At 60.4% G+C, this 18,588-nt stretch carries 17 protein-coding genes; 8 read left to right on the forward strand and 9 right to left on the reverse strand.

From position 1 onward, the window contains the following. The first annotated feature begins 95 nt into the window (after positions 1-95). The 4 genes from EKA13_RS05410 (at position 96) to EKA13_RS05425 (ending at position 4,585) form a co-directional block, all read left to right on the forward strand. Positions 96-596 (forward strand): PaaI family thioesterase, encoded by a 501-nt coding sequence (locus tag EKA13_RS05410; protein WP_065758377.1) that lies wholly within the window; start codon positions 96-98, stop codon positions 594-596. A 167-nt stretch (positions 597-763) separates the two neighbouring features. Beyond that, entirely contained in the window at positions 764-1,987 is a 1,224-nt protein-coding gene (locus EKA13_RS05415) for a multidrug effflux MFS transporter (protein WP_065758378.1), read from the forward strand. A gap of 32 nt (positions 1,988-2,019) precedes the next feature. Then, positions 2,020-2,610 carry a TetR/AcrR family transcriptional regulator gene (locus tag EKA13_RS05420; RefSeq protein WP_065758379.1) on the forward strand — a complete coding sequence of 197 codons (591 nt, stop codon included), beginning with the start codon at positions 2,020-2,022 and terminating at the stop codon, positions 2,608-2,610. 85 nt (positions 2,611-2,695) lie between these two features. Next, a complete protein-coding gene (locus EKA13_RS05425) occupies positions 2,696-4,585 on the forward strand; it encodes a propionyl-CoA synthetase (RefSeq protein ID WP_065758380.1) in 1,890 nt (629 codons plus the stop codon). A 609-nt stretch (positions 4,586-5,194) separates the two neighbouring features. Here the strand turns inward: EKA13_RS05425 and EKA13_RS05430 are convergent. The 4 genes from EKA13_RS05430 to EKA13_RS05445 all read right to left on the reverse strand — a co-directional run bounded on the left by EKA13_RS05430 (position 5,195) and on the right by EKA13_RS05445 (position 8,637). Beyond that, positions 5,195-5,860, reverse strand: coding sequence for a DUF4225 domain-containing protein (locus EKA13_RS05430; protein WP_176717398.1), 666 nt, complete (start codon positions 5,858-5,860; stop codon positions 5,195-5,197). Continuing rightward, positions 5,857-6,342: an Hcp family type VI secretion system effector gene (locus EKA13_RS05435; protein WP_065758381.1), complete on the reverse strand. Its 486-nt coding sequence runs from the start codon at positions 6,340-6,342 to the stop codon at positions 5,857-5,859. Before EKA13_RS05435 ends, EKA13_RS05430 begins: the two co-directional genes overlap by 4 nt. Positions 6,343-6,563: 221 nt before the next feature. Then, positions 6,564-7,664: a cell division protein ZapE gene (zapE, locus tag EKA13_RS05440; RefSeq protein ID WP_083199746.1), complete on the reverse strand. Its 1,101-nt coding sequence runs from the start codon at positions 7,662-7,664 to the stop codon at positions 6,564-6,566. Between the two features lie 124 nt (positions 7,665-7,788). Further along, positions 7,789-8,637 carry a LysR substrate-binding domain-containing protein gene (locus EKA13_RS05445; RefSeq protein ID WP_065758382.1) on the reverse strand — a complete coding sequence of 283 codons (849 nt, stop codon included), beginning with the start codon at positions 8,635-8,637 and terminating at the stop codon, positions 7,789-7,791. Positions 8,638-8,738: 101 nt separating this feature from the next. On the opposite strand from EKA13_RS05445, the gene EKA13_RS05450 reads away from it, so the two are divergent. From EKA13_RS05450 to EKA13_RS05465, 4 genes are all read left to right on the forward strand, one after another. Further along, positions 8,739-9,968, forward strand: a complete 1,230-nt coding sequence (locus EKA13_RS05450) for a cyanate transporter (protein WP_245704307.1) — start codon at positions 8,739-8,741, stop codon at positions 9,966-9,968. 121 nt (positions 9,969-10,089) lie between these two features. Then, positions 10,090-10,332 carry a DUF2790 domain-containing protein gene (locus tag EKA13_RS05455; protein WP_065758383.1) on the forward strand — a complete coding sequence of 81 codons (243 nt, stop codon included), beginning with the start codon at positions 10,090-10,092 and terminating at the stop codon, positions 10,330-10,332. 151 nt (positions 10,333-10,483) lie between these two features. After that, positions 10,484-11,104 (forward strand): TetR/AcrR family transcriptional regulator, encoded by a 621-nt coding sequence (locus tag EKA13_RS05460; RefSeq protein ID WP_065758384.1) that lies wholly within the window; start codon positions 10,484-10,486, stop codon positions 11,102-11,104. Positions 11,105-11,170: 66 nt separating this feature from the next. After that, positions 11,171-12,589 (forward strand): ComEC/Rec2 family competence protein, encoded by a 1,419-nt coding sequence (locus EKA13_RS05465; protein ID WP_065758385.1) that lies wholly within the window; start codon positions 11,171-11,173, stop codon positions 12,587-12,589. A gap of 13 nt (positions 12,590-12,602) precedes the next feature. Here the strand turns inward: EKA13_RS05465 and EKA13_RS05470 are convergent, their stop codons facing one another. From EKA13_RS05470 to EKA13_RS05490, 5 genes are all read right to left on the reverse strand, one after another. Then, entirely contained in the window at positions 12,603-13,088 is a 486-nt protein-coding gene (locus tag EKA13_RS05470) for a GNAT family N-acetyltransferase (RefSeq protein WP_065758386.1), read from the reverse strand. A gap of 144 nt (positions 13,089-13,232) precedes the next feature. Beyond that, positions 13,233-15,287 (reverse strand): phenylacetic acid degradation bifunctional protein PaaZ, encoded by a 2,055-nt coding sequence (gene paaZ, locus EKA13_RS05475; protein WP_065758387.1) that lies wholly within the window; start codon positions 15,285-15,287, stop codon positions 13,233-13,235. Between the two features lie 59 nt (positions 15,288-15,346). Next, complete coding sequence (locus tag EKA13_RS05480; RefSeq protein ID WP_065758388.1) at positions 15,347-16,600, reverse strand: OprD family porin; 1,254 nt, start codon at positions 16,598-16,600, stop codon at positions 15,347-15,349. Between the two features lie 42 nt (positions 16,601-16,642). Beyond that, on the reverse strand, positions 16,643-18,283 hold the full coding sequence (locus EKA13_RS05485) for a cation acetate symporter (RefSeq protein ID WP_218060839.1): 1,641 nt from the start codon (positions 18,281-18,283) through the stop codon (positions 16,643-16,645). Then, positions 18,280-18,588 carry a DUF485 domain-containing protein gene (locus EKA13_RS05490; RefSeq protein ID WP_065758389.1) on the reverse strand — a complete coding sequence of 103 codons (309 nt, stop codon included), beginning with the start codon at positions 18,586-18,588 and terminating at the stop codon, positions 18,280-18,282. Before EKA13_RS05490 ends, EKA13_RS05485 begins: the two co-directional genes overlap by 4 nt.

Below are 18,588 nucleotides of genomic sequence, written 5' to 3' on the forward strand. Positions count from 1 at the left end.
GCCGGGCAGCCTCGTTGCCTGCCCGGTGGTCGAGACGCCAGCATGGCGTTAACATCGGTCCTGTAATTGTTCCCATAACAACAATCAGGACGTTTATGAACAACACCCATGTACTTTCCATCCAGCAGTTGGCCTCGCCCGAGGGTTCCTGCTACGGCTGCGGCTGCTCCCATCCTACCGGTCTGCACGTTGAAAGCCATTGGGCCGAAGACGGCGTGCATGTGCTGTGCAAGCACACCCCGGCAAGTGAATTCCATGGTTGGCCGGGGCTGGTCTACGGCGGTCTGCTGGCGATGCTGGTCGATTGTCATTCCAACTGGACGGCAATGGCCTATCACTACCGTGCCGAGGGCCGTGAACCGGGCAGCCTGCCACGTATCGACTGCGTGACCGGGCAACTGAGCCTGACCTACCTCAAGCCTACCCCCATGGGCGTCGAGTTGGTGCTCAAGGCCCGCGTTGAAGGCGAAGTAGGGCGCAAGAGCCGAGTGATCTGCGAAATCTGGGCTGGTGATGTCCTGACGGTGACCGCCGACTCGGTGTTTGTTCGCGTAGACACCGAACGCCTGCGCCAACAGGCTCACACCCCCGCTTAAGGCTGTACGTCTTTGGAATGGCAGCCCTGTTGGCCGTGCAACGGGGGTGTCACTCCGGCCCGCCTGTGTTGATGACTTGACCCGTTGAAAAGAGGTGTATACGCTCGCGTCGCTCAGAAACCTACCGATCGTTAGGTTTTGTTTGGGGCGAATTGGAAATCGAGCACATGCACACCATAACGCAAACGCCATCAACGCCTGTTCGGTTTGCCGTGGCGCTGGCGCTGATCGGCGCCCTTGGCCCTTCGGCAGTCGACATGTACCTGGCCAGCATGCCGGCGATTGCTGCCGAATTTCGAACGTCATACGCCGCCGTGCAGTTGACCTTGACGGTGTTCCTGCTGGCCATGGGCGCCGGGCAACTGTTGTTTGGCCCACTGATCGATATGCTGGGTCGACGTCGGCCATTGTTGGCAGGGCTGCTGGTGTTCATCCTCAGTTCGGTATGGGCGGCCCGCGCAGATTCCCTCGACGCGTTGGTTGTGGCGCGTTTTGTCCAGGGCTTGGGCAGTGCCCTGACGCTGGTCGTGATCATGAGCATGGTGCGCGATGTCGCCGAAGGCGCCCGGGCAGCGCAACTCTTTGCCTTGCTGATGACCATTGAAGGCCTGGCGCCGGTTGTTGCGCCGGCCTTGGGGGGCGTTGTTGGTGCGCACTATGGCTGGCGAATGGTCATGCTGGTGTTGGCCGCGCTGGGTGCCGTCGTGCTGCTGAACGCCAGCCTGGTGCTCAAGGAAACCTTGCCTGCAGACCAGCGCATGGCCTTTCGACCCAGGGCATGTCTGCGCACTTATGCAGGGATTGCCAGTGACCGTCAGTTTCTGCGCCCGGCGTTGGCGCTGGCGGCGGTGTTTTTCTTCCTGTTCGCCTACATTGGCGGCGCCGCGTATGTCTATCAGCACCACTATGGGCTGTCGGTCGAGGCGTTTGGCACGCTGTTTGGCGCAACCGGCATTGCGATTTTGCTGGGGGCGATCACGGCGGGGCGGCTGGTGGCACGCAAAGGGCTTGGGCGGTTGGCGTTGGTCGGCGCCGGCTGCATGCTGCTCGGGTCGCTACTGGTACTGATTGGCGCCGTTACCGCCAGCGGGCTGGTCGGGATCGTCGCAGGCATGGCCCTGGCCATGTTTGGGCTGGGCGTAGCCGAGGCCACGCTGATGTCGATGGCCATGGCTTCACAAACCCGTGCACTAGGCTCTACGGCGGCATTGCTGGGGGCGTTTCAGTTGATCATTTCGTCGTTCGCCACGCCGTTGTCAGGCATCATGGCGCCTTTGGGCGCATCGCATTGGGCGTTGCTGCTGGCGCTGTCGGCTGCGTTGGTAGCGGTGCTGGTACGCGCCAGTGTGCGCTGTGCGCCTGGCGAGCGGCCGCACCTGGCCGGGCACTGAGGCCCGGGTAACTGTTTTCTGGAGAACGCTGCATGAGAACCCTGTCGCCTTCGGCAGAAAAGATATGCGTGATTGCCGTCGAGCATTTTGCCAACAGCGGCTACGACGCCTGTTCGCTCAATGACATTGCGGTGGCGGCGGGTATGCGCAAGCCATCGTTGTATGCGCATTTCAGCAGCAAGGACGACCTGTTCCAGGCCGTCTTCGAGCGTGCGGTGGAAGCAGAGCGGTTGTATGTCGAGGACTGTTTTGCTCATCCGCATGGCGATGTTCCCGGTGGGCTGTACTGCCAGCGTCTGGGTGAGCGCTATCTAGGGTCGGCGCATTTACGTTTCTTGCTGCGCACGGCGTTTTTTCCGCCGACGGAGCTGCGGGCCTGGATCTCCGCGGGGTTCGAAGGTTATCTGGCGCGGCTGGCGGCGTTGTTCGTTGCACGCATGAAGGCCTATCGGCCGACGTTCGAGGATGAGCAGGCCGTACTCTACCGGGATGCCTACATGGGAATTGTCGACAGTTTGGCGGTGGAACTGATCTACGCCGGGCCTGAGGCCTATGCCCGACGGCTGGCCGCATTGTGGAAGGTGTTCGAGGATTCATTGGCGCGTAGCGGCGCCGAAAAATAAGACCTTAGTACCATGGCGGCTTCATTGAAGCGGTCCATACTCATCGTTCGCCCTTAAATAACAACAAGCTCAGGGTTCGACATCGATGACTTACCAGCACTGCTATGATCGCTCCATTGCTGACCCCGCTGCGTTTTGGGCCGAGCAAGCCAATGACCTGGCCTGGTACCGAAAACCGACACAGACGCTGACCGAAAACGCCGATGGTACGCACCAGTGGTTCAGCGATGGCCGCTTGAACAGCTGCTACCTGGCCCTCGATTATCAAATCGAGCAAGGCCGTGGCGAGCAAGTCGCGCTGATCTATGACTCCCCGGTAACCCACACCCAGCAAACCTTTACCTACCTGCAAATGCGCGACGAAGTCGCACGCCTGGCCGGCTTGCTGCGCCAGTTGGGTGTGGAAAAGGGTGACGGTGTCATCATCTACATGCCCATGGTGCCCCAGGCCGCCATGGCCATGCTCGCCTGTGCCCGCATTGGCGCGGTGCATTCGGTAGTGTTTGGTGGCTTTGCCGCCAATGAGTTGGCCCTGCGCATCGATGATGCCCGGCCAAAACTGCTGCTGACTGCCTCCTGCGGGTTGGAGTTCGGCCGGGTGATTGCCTACAAACCCTTGGTCGACCGGGCCCTGCAACTGGCACAACATCAGCCCAGGCAGGTACTGGTGCTTCAGCGCCCGCAAGCCCGTGCCGAGATGATCGAGGGACGCGATCTGGATTGGCAGGCCGCTGTCGCCAGCGCTGAACCGGTCGCGCCGGTCGAGCTGGGCGCTGCCGACCCGCTCTACATCATGTACACCTCGGGCACCACCGGAAAACCCAAAGGTATCGTGCGCGAAAACGGCGGCAATGCCGTGGCGCTGAAGTTCGCCATGCAGCACATCTATGGCATGCAGCCGGGTGATGTCTGGTGGGGAATCTCCGACGTGGGCTGGGTGGTCGGGCACTCGTTGATCGTTTACGGGCCGCTGATGAATGGCTGCACCAGTGTGTTCTATGAGGGCAAGCCGATTCGTACACCAGACGCCGGTGCTTACTGGCGTGTGGTAGAGCAGTACAAGGTTAACGGGATGTTCTGCGCGCCGACAGCGATGCGGGCGGTGCGCAAGGAGGACCCGGAAGGCCTGTTGCTGCGTAAATATGACCTGAGCTCGTTGCGTCAGTTGTTCCTGGCCGGCGAGAAACTTGACTCCAGCACCCACCAATGGCTTGAGGCAACCAGTGGCAAGGCGGTCCACGATCACTGGTGGCAGACCGAAACCGGCTGGCCGGTGACAGCGCCCTGTGTCGGTCTTGATGGCAGTGGCGTGCGAGCGGGATCGAGCAACCGTGCGGTACCGGGGTACCACGTTCAGGTACTGGATGACGACGGGCATTTGCTGGGGCCGAATCAGCAAGGTGCCATTGTCATTGCCTTGCCGCTGCCGCCCGGCTGCAGCCAGACCTTGTGGGGCGACCATGCACGTTACGTACAGTCGTACCTGCAGACGTATCCGGGTTACTACCATACCGGAGACGGCGGTTACCTGGATGATGACGGCTTTGTCTACATCATGGGGCGCACCGATGATGTGATCAACGTCTCAGGCCATCGCCTCTCGACCGGTGAAATGGAAGACCTGGTGGCCGCCCATCCGGCCGTGGCCGAATGTGCGGTGATCGGTGTCTACGACGAGATCAAGGGCCAGGTGCCACTGGCACTGGTAGTGCTCAAGGACGCGACGCCAATCAGTGAGCAGCAGTTGCAGAGCGAGCTGGTTGCCCGCGTTCGCGAGCAGATCGGCGCACTGGCCTGCTTCAATCAGGTTCGTGTGGTCAAGCGCCTGCCCAAGACGCGCTCAGGGAAAATTCTCCGGGCCGTGTTGCGCAAGATCGCCGATCAACAGCCCTATACGCCGCCATCGACGCTCGATGACCCCGCCGTGCTGGATGAGATCGAGGCGGTGCTCGCCAGCCTTGCTCGGGCAGGCTAAGGCGCTGACGGAACATGGCCTGTGCTCCAGGCCATGTTGGAGTTTGCGCAGGAGCGGAATAGATAGTGCACTTAGGTGTCCAGCGCCTTCTTTCTAGGCATATGCCTCGATAAAGCAATTGCGTATCTCGGCTTCCTGGCTGATAGCCAGTCATATAGGGTCTTATCCAGCTCTTCATCGCGTCGATAGGGTGCTGTCAGTTCATAAATCTGCAACTGGATGGGTATTGATTTAGTGTAACTTTACTTTCGTGAAAACCAGCGTCTCGGCTCATATTGGGTGGGAATACAGCATGTGTGGAGAAAAATACTTACAAATGCAATCCATCCAACGACATCATTGCCTTGAATGAAAGGTTTTAATGTGGGGAAAACGACATCGTACCCGTACTTTACGGTGCTCATGTGAAAAGATCCAAAGAAAATGGCTAGGGACAATAGTATAAAAAACCATTTCCACCTGAAGTTTTCGCCAGAAAAAAATCTCGATAAAAAATATAAAGAAAAAAGTGTTATCAAGGACAGTGCGAGATATATAACTGAAACGATAATAGTGCTTGTCATTGTTTTTTGTGCTCCAGGTACATTGATCTACCTGTAACGCTATCGCTTACCGCTTCAAATGTAAGTGTGCTGCCCTCATTGTTTTGTATGATCTTATGTAGTCGGTGTGTATATATCTAAACAGTCGCCATGAGTCTTGCCTTAATACCATTCTCCCGACGCCGTAGGCAGAAAGCCCTAAGTCAATAGCACCATAAGCAATATTGCCTTCAAGGACCCCGCCACCGATTAGTTTAGCGCCCTCCTGATAAACTTTCCTGACGGGCCCTTGGGTGTCAGCGCGATTTTCCAAGAGGTTACGACCGTTCTCATAGAGGTTATTTGATCCATGGGCCATCATCGGGACACCCGCGAAAAGGCAAAGTGTTCCGGCTGATCCGTAGCAGATCCCGGCCCCTGTTGCTATCTGAAATGCCCCTGCGATTGCGCCAACGCCTTTCTGAGCGATCTCAAATGACTGGCTTAGCAGGCTGTCTTGTTCGTTTTTTAGGTCCTGTAGGCCTTGCTCAGGGCTTTTTTTGCCCTGCGAGACATCATTAACAATGCTTTTGGCGTAATAAGCGATCTCGCGGTTGAATTGTAAACGCAGTGCGCCGTCTTTGATATGTCGAACACCTAAGGTGCTGGCTTGGTTTCCAAGCTTTCCAGCAGCGGCACTGACCATCCAGTAATCACAGCTACCTGGCATGCAGCTTTCACTTGCTGGCTTCATTCGTTATTTTCCCATGTGCTATATCCGCTAGTACCAGCAACGTGGTGAGTCCACGTGATGTCTCGGTAACGGATGGCTACATGTTCTTGCGGCTCGGCGTCACTCTGCAAAATAGCGTGAGGCATTTCAAATGTCAGGTCAGCAATAATCCCGCCATTGATGGTTACAGAATAGAATTTCTCCTGCAATCCAAAAGAAGACACTCGATAAAAACTGATTGTGCAGCTTATTTCCTCTCTGGATGAGAGCGCTTGAGCGAGGAGCGGTGAAGCCTTGTCCACGTTTTTGGTGATAATGATTGGACTATGTGTAGGCTTATTAATATTTCCGATGTTGACCATGTTGTGGGTGTAAGACAACACCATGATTTCGTCTGCATGCGCTGTCTGACACTTGTTGCCAATAGAGTCTTGGGTTGAACAACCCGCCGAAATCAGTCCTTGAGCCTTGCCGGTGATGGTCATGTAACCGTGGTTAGCCATGCGTGACACTCCTTTAGTCCGCCGGTCATCCTATTACAAGGGTTTGAGCTGTGCTGTAGGGCATTTCTGAAAATCTATAAAAAATATTTCGACCCCAAGAGCCGACTTCGGGGCCGTGAAAAATATGTCCTGATAAGGTTGTGGGTAGGTCGAGAAACCAGGGGGTCTGACCCTGATTGCACTTTCTGTTCCGTTGTCCCAAACCCCACGACCGCGAGGCTTCACCCTTGCGCAATCTGCTGCAACTGCCCAAGGCGGCTGCGGGTGCGGGCCAGGTCGTTGGCTGTCCCTTGCAGGGCGGCGTCCAATGGCTGTTCGCCAATCAGCACCAGATACTTGTCCTGGTCGTAGAGCACGTCAATCAGGTTGATGAAACGCTGCTGGGCGGCGATCGAACAGTCCGCCAGGTTTGGCAGGCCATCGATGACCCAATGCTCGAATCGCTGCGCCAATTGCAAGTAGTCGATGACGGCGGTGGGTTGCTCGCAGAGGGCCGCGAAGTCGAACGCAACACGCTCGCCGTCAACTAGCCAGGCCTGTACATCACGTTTTCCCACTGCAAGGGCGGTGGGCTGCGCCGATGGCAGGTCGAGGGCTGCGCGTTGCTCGGCGTTGCCTGGCCACAGGTAGCAACCCTGGGTAAAACGCTGGTGGCTGCCACTGCCCGGCAGGCCCCGGTAGTCCTCGCCGCCTACTTCGACGACGTGCATATGCTGTTTGATCAGGCGGATGACCGGCTCGAAACGCTGGTGGTAGAGCGGGTTTGGCAGCAGCCCTTCGGGCGGGTAGTTGGAGGTGACCAGCAGCAGGATACGTCGCTCGAACAACGCCTTGAACAGTTGGGTGATGAGCATGGCATCACCGATGTCATGGACATGGAACTCATCGAAGCACAGGACTTTGCAGTCCTCGAGCAACTCGTCAAGGGTGCAGGCCAGCGCATTGTCGGCATGCCGATGACGGAACATGCCGTCGTGCAGCCGGGCGAAGAAGTCATGAAAGTGCAGGCGGCGTTTTTGCTCCAGGGTGATTGCCCGGAAGAAACCCTCCAGCAACCAGCTTTTGCCGCGCCCGACACCGCCATAGAGGTACAGGCTGCGTGCCTGGCCCCGCGCCAGTTGTTCGACCTGCCCGGCCATGAAGCCGATCACCTGTTGCTGGCTGTGGCTCAGGGTATAGCCCTGTTCGTGGGCTTTGTGCTGGAACCACAGGCGCAACTGCTGAGCGGGGCCATCGTTGAGGGTAGAGCCGCGTTGCATACGCTGGCGCAAGCTGCGCAAGGGTGAGCGAATCCAGGACGAAGAGGGCGGCTTTGCAGTCAACGTGGGGTCCTTGGCTTAAGGGGAACGAACAGCCCACCTAGAGCGAGCGCGGCTAATTTACCCAATAGCGACACAGGCGACCAGCGATCTTGAGACCCTGCGGTGTTACGGTGCCTTGAGGCTGTCAGTGTGCGGCGCGACGCTCACACAAGGCCTCCAGACTGTCGCGCAGTGCCGCGCCATCGTCGTCCAGCGCCGGGCGGGCGTAGAGTGCCAGTGTCAACCCGGCGATGGGCGCGAAGCCTTCATTGACACCCAGTACGCGATGGCTGGGTTCAACACTGCGTGCCGGGATCAGGCTAACCCCCAGGCCTGCACTCACTGCCGCGCTGATGCTGGCCAGGCTGGTGCTTGAGTAACTGATACGCCAAGGGCGCCCGGCCGCTTCCAGCGCATGGATCATTTCCTGGCGATACAGCGCACCTACCGGGAACACCACCAAGGGCACGGGGTCGGTTATCGGGTGTCTGGCACTGCTGACCCAAGCCAACGGTTCCGGCCAGTACGCATGACAGTCACTGTCAGCGCCCCATTGCTTGACCAGCAGCAGGTCCAGTTCGCCATTACGGTACAGGTGCAGCAGCGGCAGGCTGAGGCCGCACTCGACCTCCAGGCGCATACGTGGTCGCTCGGCCAGCAGGTGGCTCAATGGCGTCGTGAGAATTTCGCCCGCGAAGTCATCCGGCACCCCAAGACGCAACGCCACCTCCGGTTGCTGAGGGCTCAGGGCGTGGCGCGCTTCCTCTTCCAGGCGCAGGATGCGCCGGGCGTAGCCCAGCAGCCGTTCGCCTGCTTCGGTCGGCCAGACCTGCCGCTGGCTGCGGTCCAGCAAACGGCAGCCCAGGCGTTGCTCCAACCGGATGATCTGTTGGCTGATGGTTGATTGGGTGAGGTGCAGGCGCTCGCCAGCGCGGGTGAAACTGCCGGCTTCGACGACAGTGACGAAGCTGCGCAACAGTAAAGGGTCAAGCATTCGAAATCCCACTGGCATGCATGAAATCAATTAATTTCATACTACCCCGGCGTCTCAGGATAATCACCGGCCTGTGTTGAATCTCATTAAAAGGCGCAAGCATGAACAGCGAAATGAACGCGCACCTGAGTCGGACCGGCGCGCTCGGCTGGCTGTTGGTGGTGGCGGTGGCGATTAACCTGCGGCCGATCCTGACCAGCATCGGCCCGTTGCTGGAGGAGATTCGCAACAGCACCGGCCTGGGTTACCAGCAGGCGGCACTGCTCACCGCGTTGCCGGTGTTGTGCATGGGCCTGGTACCGTTGCTGCAACCCTGGCTACGCCGCTGGCTGAGCGAGCACCACGGGATGCTTGCCGGGCTTGCAGCCATTGCCCTGGCGTGTACCTGGCGCCTGTTTCTGCACAGTGGTACGGCGCTGATTGCCAGTGCCGCGTTGGCTGGCCTGGGTGTGGCTTTTATTCAGGCCTTGATGCCAGGCCTGGTAAATCGTTGGTTCCCCTCACGCCTGGCGTTGGCCATGGGCGTGTATTCGGCAGCGTTGATGAGCGGTGGTGGAATCGCCGCCGTGCTCGGCCCGCGGATCGCGGAAACGGCGGGGCACTGGCAGGCAGGACTTGGAGTGTGGCTGCTCCCGGCGCTGCTGGCCCTGGTCTTGTGGTGCGTGGCGCGCCCCAGCGCGGAGCAGGCGCGTAGTGGGGCAGAGGCCAGGCGACACTTTTTCGGCAGCCGCCGCGCGTGGTTGCTGGCGGGCTACTTTGGCCTGATCAACGGTGGTTACACCAGCATGGTTGCCTGGTTGCCGGCCTACTATCGGCAGATCGGTGGCAGCGCCCAGGGCGGCGGCGAGTTGATCGGCTTGATGACCATTTTCCAGGTGTTGGGTGCGTTGGGCCTGCCGTTGCTGTTGCGGCGTTTGGCTGATCGGCGCCCGGGGCTGTTATTGGCCCTGTTGTCACAGTTGCTGGGCTTTATCGGCCTGCTGATGCAGCCTTCATTATGGTCGGGGCTGTGGGTGGCGCTAATTGGTTTCGGCCTGGGCGCCTGCTTCAGCCTGAGCCTCACGCTCACCCTTGAACACTTGCGCGGCAAGCCTGCCGCGGCAGGCGCACTGGCAGCGTTTGTTCAAGGTATCGGTTTTATCATCACCGGCATCATTCCCTACCTGACAGGCTGGCTGCGGGATATCAGCGGCGATTTCCAGGCCTCCTGGCTGTTGCTGACCTTGACCGTGGTACTGATGCTCGTGGTGACCTTGCGTTTTTCTCCGGGCGGTTATGCCGGCGCCATGAGTGAAGAGGGTGAGCGTCAGGTGAGCCCTGTGGCCAGATGATGGGCGGCAGGTGTTTCCCCCGTGTAACCGAAGGCGTGCCGTTGATCCGCAAAACCTACGCGTCGTCTGTGCGACGCCACACTCAAGGGTGTCAGCCATTTCCATTTGGAGGGCAACCCTCATGAAAGCCCGTTGGGTGTTGGCATCGGCCTTGCTGGCCTGTACTGCTGTGCAGGCACAAGAAGCAGTACCGTTGTATCACTATGGCATGCCGCTGGATGTGGCCAAGGTGGTCAACCTGAGTGAGCCGGAGTCGATGCTGTGTGAGGTGGTAAAGGCACGTATGGTCTACAAGGACTCGGCCGGGCAAGTGCGTAGCCTGGACTACCTGAAACTGGCGCAAGCCTGCAACCATGGCGGTTGATCCGCCGTCGTTGATGTTATGGCCTGAGTGCAGTCATGGTGTGGGTAGGTGCTGCTGAGTCTCGTTGAATGACCATGACCGCACACAAGGCTTTTGCCTGAGGTGAGTGAATCGGCGTAGCCTTGCCGTGTCAGCCGCAATGGATTCGCCCATGGCCCCGCGCAAACCCAGTATTCGCCAACGCAATATCGACAGTATTCTCCTCGCTGCGGAAAAGGTATTTGCCGAAAAAGGCTTTGCCGGCACTGCCATGGCCGACATTGCCGAGGCTGCCGAACTGCCGCGTAGCAATGTGCACTATTACTTCAGTACCAAGGCAGAGTTGTATCAGGCTGTAGTGCTCGGCTTGCTTGAGGTGTGGAAGCAGGATGCGCTGTGTTTCGAACTGTATGACGATCCGCGGATCGTGCTCAGCAGCTACATACGCGCCAAGATGAACCATTCGCGCAGCCGCCCCCATGGCTCCAAGGTCTGGGCCGATGAAATTATCCATGGTGCGCCCAACCTCGGCACGGCCCTTGATGACAGCCTGTGCGGCTGGGCGAAACTGAAAGAGGCGAAAATTCGTCAATGGGTCGAAGACGGACGCATCCTGCCGGTCGAGCCCTCAGGGTTGCTATATATGATCTGGGCCTCGACCCAACACTACGCCGACTTCAGCCATCAGGTCAGCCTGCTGAACGCGCATCAGCCCCTCGATGACCTGCAGTTTGAGCGCGCCGTGCAGACCGTCACCTGCGTCATCTTGCGGGGTATCGGGCTGGAACCTTGAGCGGCCACCCACTGGCAACGCCTGTTGTGGCATGCTTGCTGGCTTTGGTAACACCGGAATCAGGGAATGAACGGGCAAGATCTCAAGGACAGGCAGCAACTGCAGGCACGGCTTGAAAGGTGTGTTTCCGTGTATGCGCTGATCGACCCGTCTCAGGCGGGTGAGGGTGAAGACACGGTGTTGGATGGGGTTGAGGTCCGCTCGTTTGAGGCCGCCCCGCAATCCCTCGGCTTGGCGCTGAACAGTGAGTGGGAGCCCGAGTCCTGGTTGCTGCGCCTGAGCCCCTTGGCCATGGCGAGCTGGCCAGGGGAACGGCAGCCCGGCCTGAACTGGTTCAAGGTCGACTTCCGCCTGTCGTCATCACCCGATGCACAAGCGTCACTGTATGCCTTCAGGGCGCTTGACGATGCGCGAACGCCTTTGGAAATCCTCGATGTGCAAGTGCTGGACAAAGGCGAGACGCTTCGCAAACTGGTGCGCTTTAGCCAATTGCGCGGCCTGCCGGTTTCCTCCAAAGCGAGTATTGCCGAGTTGTTCCAGCAGGCTACCGATAATTGTGATTGGCCGATGTTGGTCGTGCATGATGTCGGCCAGGCTAACTGGAATTCACTGTATCCCGGTGCGATCTGCCCGTGCCGAGGCAAACACGCCGTGCTGTTCTACGACTGCGGTGTCCCGACAGGGTACAACTATGCCACCTTGCCCAGCCCGCCGTTGGACCCCTTTGCCAACGCGTCAGCCGAGGCACCGGTCATCCTGTCGCACTGGGACATGGACCACTGGGCTGGCGCTGCTGCCGGACAGCCGCTTTTCGGTGGCCGTGGTATTCGCATCGCGTGGGATCCACGGGCGCTTGATCGCCCCTGGATCGTACCCAATCAAGGGCGTGCGCAGAGCGGTCAGCGTGTTTCCAGCATGGGCTGGCGACTGGCGCTCGCCTTGGCGCGGCGGGGTAACCTCCACATCTGGCCGAGTCAGCTCAATGGCGTTGTCAGCCGTCAGGGCCATCGCATCATCAAGTGTCAGCCACAGGGTGGCCACAATGACAATAACAACACGGGCCTGGCCCTGCTGATCAATGCCGGTGCTTCAAGGCGTGAGCCACAGTACCTGTTAACGGTGGGCGATGCCGACTACTCGTCGTTGTACCTTCATTACCCGCAAGTTCGGGCGTGCGGCTATCGAGGGCTGGTCGCCAGTCATCATGGTGGCAACATCAACAGTGCGCCGCCTGCGCCACTGGATCGCTGGAGCAAGCTGGTTTATTCACACGGCGCCCTGTACCACCATCCAACGCATGCTGCACGACTGGCCCACAGCGCCGCGGGCTGGCAACAGGTCCGCGAAACCCATCAGCGGCGTAATCGTCGTATTCGCGGAGGTGTTCAGCAACAGGTGGGCAGCGTGAGCCTGGGCATTCACGTTGAGCCCTGCCTTTGCGCGCACCTGGGTGTGCCTGCCGATGCCAACTGCCCGATTCAGTAATGCCCGATCCGCTTTAGCGGTCGCCGCGCGCAAACGCGTGCAAGGTCTGGCCTTCCATCCGGTAGCGCACCCACTCATCCTGAGGCTGTGCGCCAATCGATCGGTAGAACTGAATGGCGGGTTCGTTCCAGTCCAGTACGCTCCACTCCAGGCGGCCGCACCCCTTGTCGCAGGCTTCACGGGCGATATGGCGCAGCAACTGCTTGCCTGCGCCGCTACCGCGTTGGTCGGGGGTGATGTAAAGGTCTTCGAGGTAGATGCCGTTGCTGCCCAGCCAGGTGGAGTAGCTGAAAAAGTACACCGCGTAGCCGATGACCTGGCCATCGCGCTCGCAGATCAGCGCTTTGGCCGTCGCCTCAGGGCTGAACAGGCTGCGCTCGATATCGGCGAGGTTGGCGACCACTTCATGGCGGGCGCGTTCGTAGTCGGCGAGCTCGATGATCAGCTCGAGAATGCGCCCTGCGTCTTCAAGGCGGGCTGGGCGAATGTGCACGGTCATAAGTGAGGTTTCTGCGGGCAAGGGGTGGGCGACCATCGTAACCGTCAGGGTGTGATCGTCAACTCTGCCGGCAGGCCAGCACCCACACTGATTGCATGGGTGCTGGCGTTCCTGCGGTCTAGCGGCGCACGCTTGCCGCGCGAATCAGCCTTGGCGTTTTACCACCAGCGTCAAGATGTCGTAGCTGGCCACCAGCTCGCCGAGCTGGTTGGTAACTTCCACATCCCAGGCCACGACCCCTTGCGGGATACCCTGTGGGCTCTTTTTGCCCTGGTCGATCTTGCGCTTGCAGGTCAGGCGCGCCTGGATGGTGTCGCCGATGCCCACCGGATTGATAAACCGCAGGGTGTCCAGGCCATAGTTGGCCAGCACCGGGCCGGGTGCGGCGCTGACGAACAGCCCAGCTGCCGCCGACAGCACAAAGTAACCATGGGCGATGCGTTTGCCGAACTGCGATTCCTTGGCGGCGATGTCATCGAAGTGCATGTAGAAATGGTCGCCCGACAGGCAGCCGAAGTTGACCAGATCGGCTTCGGTCACGGTACGTCGATGGGTCAGCAGTGACTCACCAATCTGCAGGTCTTCAAAGTGACGGCGGAACGGGTGTACCTCGGTTTCGATCACCTCGGCGCCACGTACGTATTCACCGGTAACGGCCATCAGCATGCTCGGTGAGCCTTGCACCGCGGCGCGCTGCAGGTAGTGCTTGACCGCGCGCAGGCCGCCCAGTTCCTCACCTCCGCCGGCTCGACCGGGGCCGCCGTGCTTGAGCTGTGGCAGTGGCGAGCCGTGCCCTGTGGACTCTACTGCCGCTTCGCGGTCCAGCACCAGAAGGCGCCCGTGCCAGGCGGCAGCGGCGGGTATCGCCTTGGCGGCGACCTGGCGATCATGGGTGACCAGCGTTGCGACCAGGCTGCCTTTGCCGCGCGCTGCCAGCGCCAGGGCTTCGTCCAGATCGTCGTAGGCCATCAGTGTACTGACCGGGCCGAAGGCTTCGATATCGTGAGCACCGCCCTCGGCATGTGGATTGCGCGCCTGGAGCAGGGTCGGGGCGAAGAACGCACCTTCCGCGACACCTTCGCCAACCGGGGCGAAACCATCGCGCTCGCCGAACAGCAGGTCGCAGCTTTGCAGCAGGCTCTGTACACGTTCAGCGACATCGGCCTGTTGGCTATGGGAGGCGAGGGCGCCCATGCGTACGCCTTCCACCGATGGGTCGCCGACCACCACCTTGCTCAGGCGCTCGCGCAGGCGGCTAGCGACCGCGTCGATGTGCTTGGCCGGGACGATGGCGCGGCGGATGGCGGTACATTTCTGCCCGGCCTTGGTGGTCATCTCGCGGACCACTTCCTTGATGTAGAGGTCAAACTCCGGGTCGTCCGGGGTTACGTCCGGGCCCAGAATCGCGCAGTTCAGCGAATCGGCCTCGGCCGTGAAAGGTACCGAATTGCGGATCAGGTTCGGCGTGACGCGCAGTTTGGCGGCAGTGTCGGCAGAACCGGTGAACGTGACCACGTCCTGGCCCTGCAAGCGGTCGAGCAAGTCGCCGGTGCCGCCGATCACCAATTGCAGGCTGCCGACCGGCAACAGGCCGGACTGATCCATCAGGCGCACGACTGCCTCGGTCAGGTAGCTGGTGGAGGTGGCCGGCTTGACGATACACGGCATGCCCGCAAGGAAAGTCGGCGCAAACTTTTCCAGCATGCCCCAGATCGGGAAGTTGAAGGCGTTGATGTGCACGGCCAGGCCCGCGCGCGGCACCAGGATATGGCTACCGGCGAAGTGGCCTTGCTTGCCCAGCGGCATGGCCGGGCCTTCATGGACGATATTGCCCGAAGGCAGTTCACGGGTACCGATACCCGAGTAGGCGAACAGGGTGGCGTTGCCGCCTTCGATGTCGATCCAGCTGTCGGCACGGGTGGCGCCGCTGTGGTGCGACAGGGCATACAGCTGCTCCTTGCGTTCGCTCAGGTACAGCGCCAGGGCCTTCAGCCGGGCGGCACGCTGCTGGAAGTCCATGGCCATGAGCTCGGCCAGCCCACGGGCCCGTGCGTGTTCAATGGCTTCGGCGAAGTCTGGGCGCTCTTCGTGGCTGTAGGCCAGGACATGGCCGTCCAAAGCGCTGCGCAGGGGTTGAGCGCCGTGCTGGCCGATCCAGCGGCCGCCGATGAAGCTTTGCAAGGTTGGGGCGTGAGACATCAGGTGTTCTCCTACGTGAATAAGGCCGCTGCGCCAGCGCTGGCGCAGCGGGAGGGCGCTTACCAGAGCGCCAGGGTGTAGCCGACAATGAGGCGGTTCTCGTCCACGGCGTTGGTCAGGCCATTGCCGGAGCGGAAGGTGACGTTGCGCCAGCGCAGGCTGACGTTTTTCAGTGGCCCGCTCTGCACCACATAGGCGATATCGGTATCGCGTTCCCACTCACGACCGTTGTCCACGCTGGCCGTCTTGGCGTGACGACCGTCGGTGTAGCGGGTCATGAAGCTCAGGCCCGGTACGCCGAGGGCGGCGAAGTCGTAGTCATAGCGCACTTGCCAGGAGTCCAGGCCAGCGCGGGTGAAGGTGTTGTAGGTCACCAGGTTGACCACATAGGGGTCGCCACCGTTGAGGAACGGGAACGCACTGTCGCCGGACTGCTGCTGGAAGTTGGTGCTGAACTTGTGGGCACCGACACCCAGGGTGAACATGCCGTTGAAGTTGCGGTTATCGATGCGCCCGGCGCGTTCGGCGCCGTCTTCACCGCTGTCGAAGTAGCGGATATCGCTGCGCAGGCTCAAGCCTTCGGCCAATGGCCAGGTATGCACCAGGCCGACGAACTGCTGGCGGTAGATATCCTCCAGCTTGCCGTAGTAGTAGCTCAGTGCCAGTTGCGGGTTGATTGCCCAACTGCCGCCGGCAAAGTCGAAGGCGTCACTTGTGGCTGCGCCATACCCGATGTCGTCACGGCTGGAGGAGTCGCGCAGATTGGTTTTGGTCAGCCGCCCGCCGTTGAAGGTCAGCCCGTCGAGTTCCTGGCTGGTCAGCAAACCACCCTGAAAGGTCGAAGCGAGCAGGCGGGTGTCGTTGTAGACCACCACCGGCAGCAGCGGCTGCAGGGTGCCCAGGCGCAGGACACTCTTTGACGCGCGCAGCTTGGCCGTCAAACCCAGCTCGCTGTAATCATCGTCCGGCTCCAGGCTGTTACGGCCGTAAGGCAGCAGGCCCGTACCGCGACGATCGCGGCTTGAGTCCAGTTTGATACCCAGTTGGCCCATTGCGTCGACACCGAAGCCCACCGTGCCTTCGGTGAAACCCGATTCGATTTTCGTGGTAAACCCCTGTGCCCACTCGTCGGCCTTGGCCTGTGGCGCGTTGCTTTGACGAAAATCACGATTCAGGTAGTGGTTACGCAGTTCGATCTTGGCGTGGCTGTCCTCGATAAAGTCAGCCAAGGCCGGTGCGGCGGCCATCGGCAGGGTGAGGCCAGCCAGCATGGCGGCAAGCTGTGGAGCGGAAGCAGTACGTTTGTGGTTCATTATTTTTATACCCAACAGTCCTGTGACAGCGTTACGTAATGGTCAGTGTTTACTGGCACCGGCGGCGCCGATTCCGGTCATCGAACGAATGAACTGGGCCAGGTAGCGACCGCGTTCTTGCGCTGCTTGTGGTGAGCTGTCGGTTACTGAGAACACCCAGGCGCCAAGGAACGCCAGGCTCATGGAGAACAGGGCCGGATTGTTGTAGGGGAACAGTGCCTTGTCGAAGTGCAGGACGTTGACCCAGACCGCCGGGCTGAGCACCAGCAGGGCGATGGCCGAGACCAGGCCAGCCATGCTGCCGGCGACTGCGCCGCGGGTGGTCAGGCCTTTCCAGAACATCGAGAGGAACAGCACCGGGAAGTTCACCGAGGCCGCAATGGCCAATACCAGGCCGGAGAGGAAGGCGATGTTCTGCGACTCGAAGAGCAGGCCGAGGATGATCGCCAGAACGCCGATGGCCAGGGTGGCAATACGCGATACGCGCATTTCTTCTTGCTCGGTGGCTTTGCCCTTGCGTACGACACAAGCATAAAGGTCATGGGAGACCGCCGAGGCACCGGACAGCGCTAGGCCGGCGACCACCGCCAGAATGGTGGCAAAGGCCACTGCCGAAATGAAGCCGAGGAACAGGTTGCCGCCAACCGCCTGGGCCAGGTGCACGGCGATCATGTTGCCGCCGCCGATGATCGCGCCGCTGGCATCGCGGTAGGCTGGCTCGGTGCCCACCATGACGATGGCGCCAAAGCCGACGACAATCAGCAGCAGGTAGAAGTAGCCGATGAAACCGGTCGCGTAGAACACGCTCTTGCGCGCTTCCTTGGCGTCGCTGACGGTGAAGAAACGCATCAGGATGTGCGGCAGGCCGGCGGTCCCGAACATCATGCCCAGGCCCAGCGAAATCGCGTCGATCGGGTTGGACAACAGCCCGCCGGGCGCCATGATCGCTTGCCCCTTGGTGTGTACCGCTGCCGCGCCGGCAAACATCGCTTCAGTGCTGTAGCCAAAGTGACGCAGTACCATGAGCGCCATGAAGGTGGTGCCCGACAGCAACAGCACGGCCTTGATGATCTGCACCCAGGTCGTGGCCAGCATGCCGCCGAAGGTGACATAGAACACCATCAGTACGCCCACCAGAATGACCGCATACAGGTAGCTGATGCCAAACAACAACTCGATCAGCTTGCCGGCACCGACCATTTGCGCCACCAGGTACATCAGGGCCACGGTCAGGGTGCCAAACGCCGAGGTCAGGCGCACGGGTGTCTGTGCCAGACGATAGGAGACCACGTCGGCGAAGGTGTACTTGCCCAGGTTGCGCAAGCGCTCGGCAATCAGGAACAGGATGATCGGCCACCCGGCCAGGACACCCAGTGCATAGAGCAGGCCGTCATAGCCATTGAGGAACATCATGGCGGAAATGCCGAGGAACGACGCCGCGCTGATCATGTCGCCAGCAATCGCCAGGCCGTTCTGGAAACCGGTCAGGCCGCCACCGGCGGTATAGAAGTCGCTGGCTGAGCGGGTGCGCCGTGCAGCCCAACGGGTAATACCCAGGGTGAATAGGACGAACATCAGGAACATGCCGATGGCGTTCCAGTTCAACGGGCGGGCAGCATCGGCGGCGAGCGCCAGGTCGCTGATCATCAGGCCCGGCAGCAGTAAGGTAAATACGGGTTTCATTGGGCGCACTCCTGCCGGACTTTGTCGTTGAGCGGGTCGAGTACGTTGTTGGCGCGGTAGACGTAGATGCCGGTCAAGGCAAAAGACAGCAGCACGATCACGACCCCGACCAGCATGCCGACCGAGGTGACCCCGCCACTCAGGGATCGACCCAAGGTGCTGGGTGAGAAGGCAACCAGCAGGACGAAGCCGTAGTAGATGACAAGCATGGCCAGGGTCAGTGACCAGTTCAGGCGCTGTTTACGCCTGACCAGCTGTTGAAAGTCCGGGTGCTTGCAGATGCTTTCGATATCGTTGGGTGTCAT

It is taken from the genome of Pseudomonas defluvii (genome assembly GCF_001695625.1).
Taxonomy (GTDB): domain Bacteria; phylum Pseudomonadota; class Gammaproteobacteria; order Pseudomonadales; family Pseudomonadaceae; genus Aquipseudomonas; species Aquipseudomonas defluvii.

Excerpts from the sequence above, each read along its gene's own strand:
- EKA13_RS05425 (WP_065758380.1), top strand. The coding sequence starts at position 2,696 with ATGACTTACCAGCACTGCTATGATCGCTCCATTGCTGACCCCGCTGCG.
- EKA13_RS05410 (WP_065758377.1), top strand. The coding sequence starts at position 96 with ATGAACAACACCCATGTACTTTCCATCCAGCAGTTGGCCTCGCCCGAG.
- EKA13_RS05415 (WP_065758378.1), top strand. The coding sequence starts at position 764 with ATGCACACCATAACGCAAACGCCATCAACGCCTGTTCGGTTTGCCGTG.
- EKA13_RS05430 (WP_176717398.1), bottom strand. The coding sequence starts at position 5,860 with ATGAAGCCAGCAAGTGAAAGCTGCATGCCAGGTAGCTGTGATTACTGG.
- EKA13_RS05450 (WP_245704307.1), top strand. The coding sequence starts at position 8,739 with ATGAACAGCGAAATGAACGCGCACCTGAGTCGGACCGGCGCGCTCGGC.
- EKA13_RS05480 (WP_065758388.1), bottom strand. The coding sequence starts at position 16,600 with ATGAACCACAAACGTACTGCTTCCGCTCCACAGCTTGCCGCCATGCTG.
- EKA13_RS05490 (WP_065758389.1), bottom strand. The coding sequence starts at position 18,588 with ATGACACCCAACGATATCGAAAGCATCTGCAAGCACCCGGACTTTCAA.
- paaZ (WP_065758387.1), bottom strand. The coding sequence starts at position 15,287 with ATGTCTCACGCCCCAACCTTGCAAAGCTTCATCGGCGGCCGCTGGATC.
- EKA13_RS05455 (WP_065758383.1), top strand. The coding sequence starts at position 10,090 with ATGAAAGCCCGTTGGGTGTTGGCATCGGCCTTGCTGGCCTGTACTGCT.
- EKA13_RS05420 (WP_065758379.1), top strand. The coding sequence starts at position 2,020 with ATGAGAACCCTGTCGCCTTCGGCAGAAAAGATATGCGTGATTGCCGTC.
- EKA13_RS05460 (WP_065758384.1), top strand. The coding sequence starts at position 10,484 with ATGGCCCCGCGCAAACCCAGTATTCGCCAACGCAATATCGACAGTATT.
- EKA13_RS05470 (WP_065758386.1), bottom strand. The coding sequence starts at position 13,088 with ATGACCGTGCACATTCGCCCAGCCCGCCTTGAAGACGCAGGGCGCATT.
- EKA13_RS05485 (WP_218060839.1), bottom strand. The coding sequence starts at position 18,283 with ATGAAACCCGTATTTACCTTACTGCTGCCGGGCCTGATGATCAGCGAC.
- EKA13_RS05435 (WP_065758381.1), bottom strand. The coding sequence starts at position 6,342 with ATGGCTAACCACGGTTACATGACCATCACCGGCAAGGCTCAAGGACTG.
- EKA13_RS05465 (WP_065758385.1), top strand. The coding sequence starts at position 11,171 with ATGAACGGGCAAGATCTCAAGGACAGGCAGCAACTGCAGGCACGGCTT.
- EKA13_RS05445 (WP_065758382.1), bottom strand. The coding sequence starts at position 8,637 with ATGCTTGACCCTTTACTGTTGCGCAGCTTCGTCACTGTCGTCGAAGCC.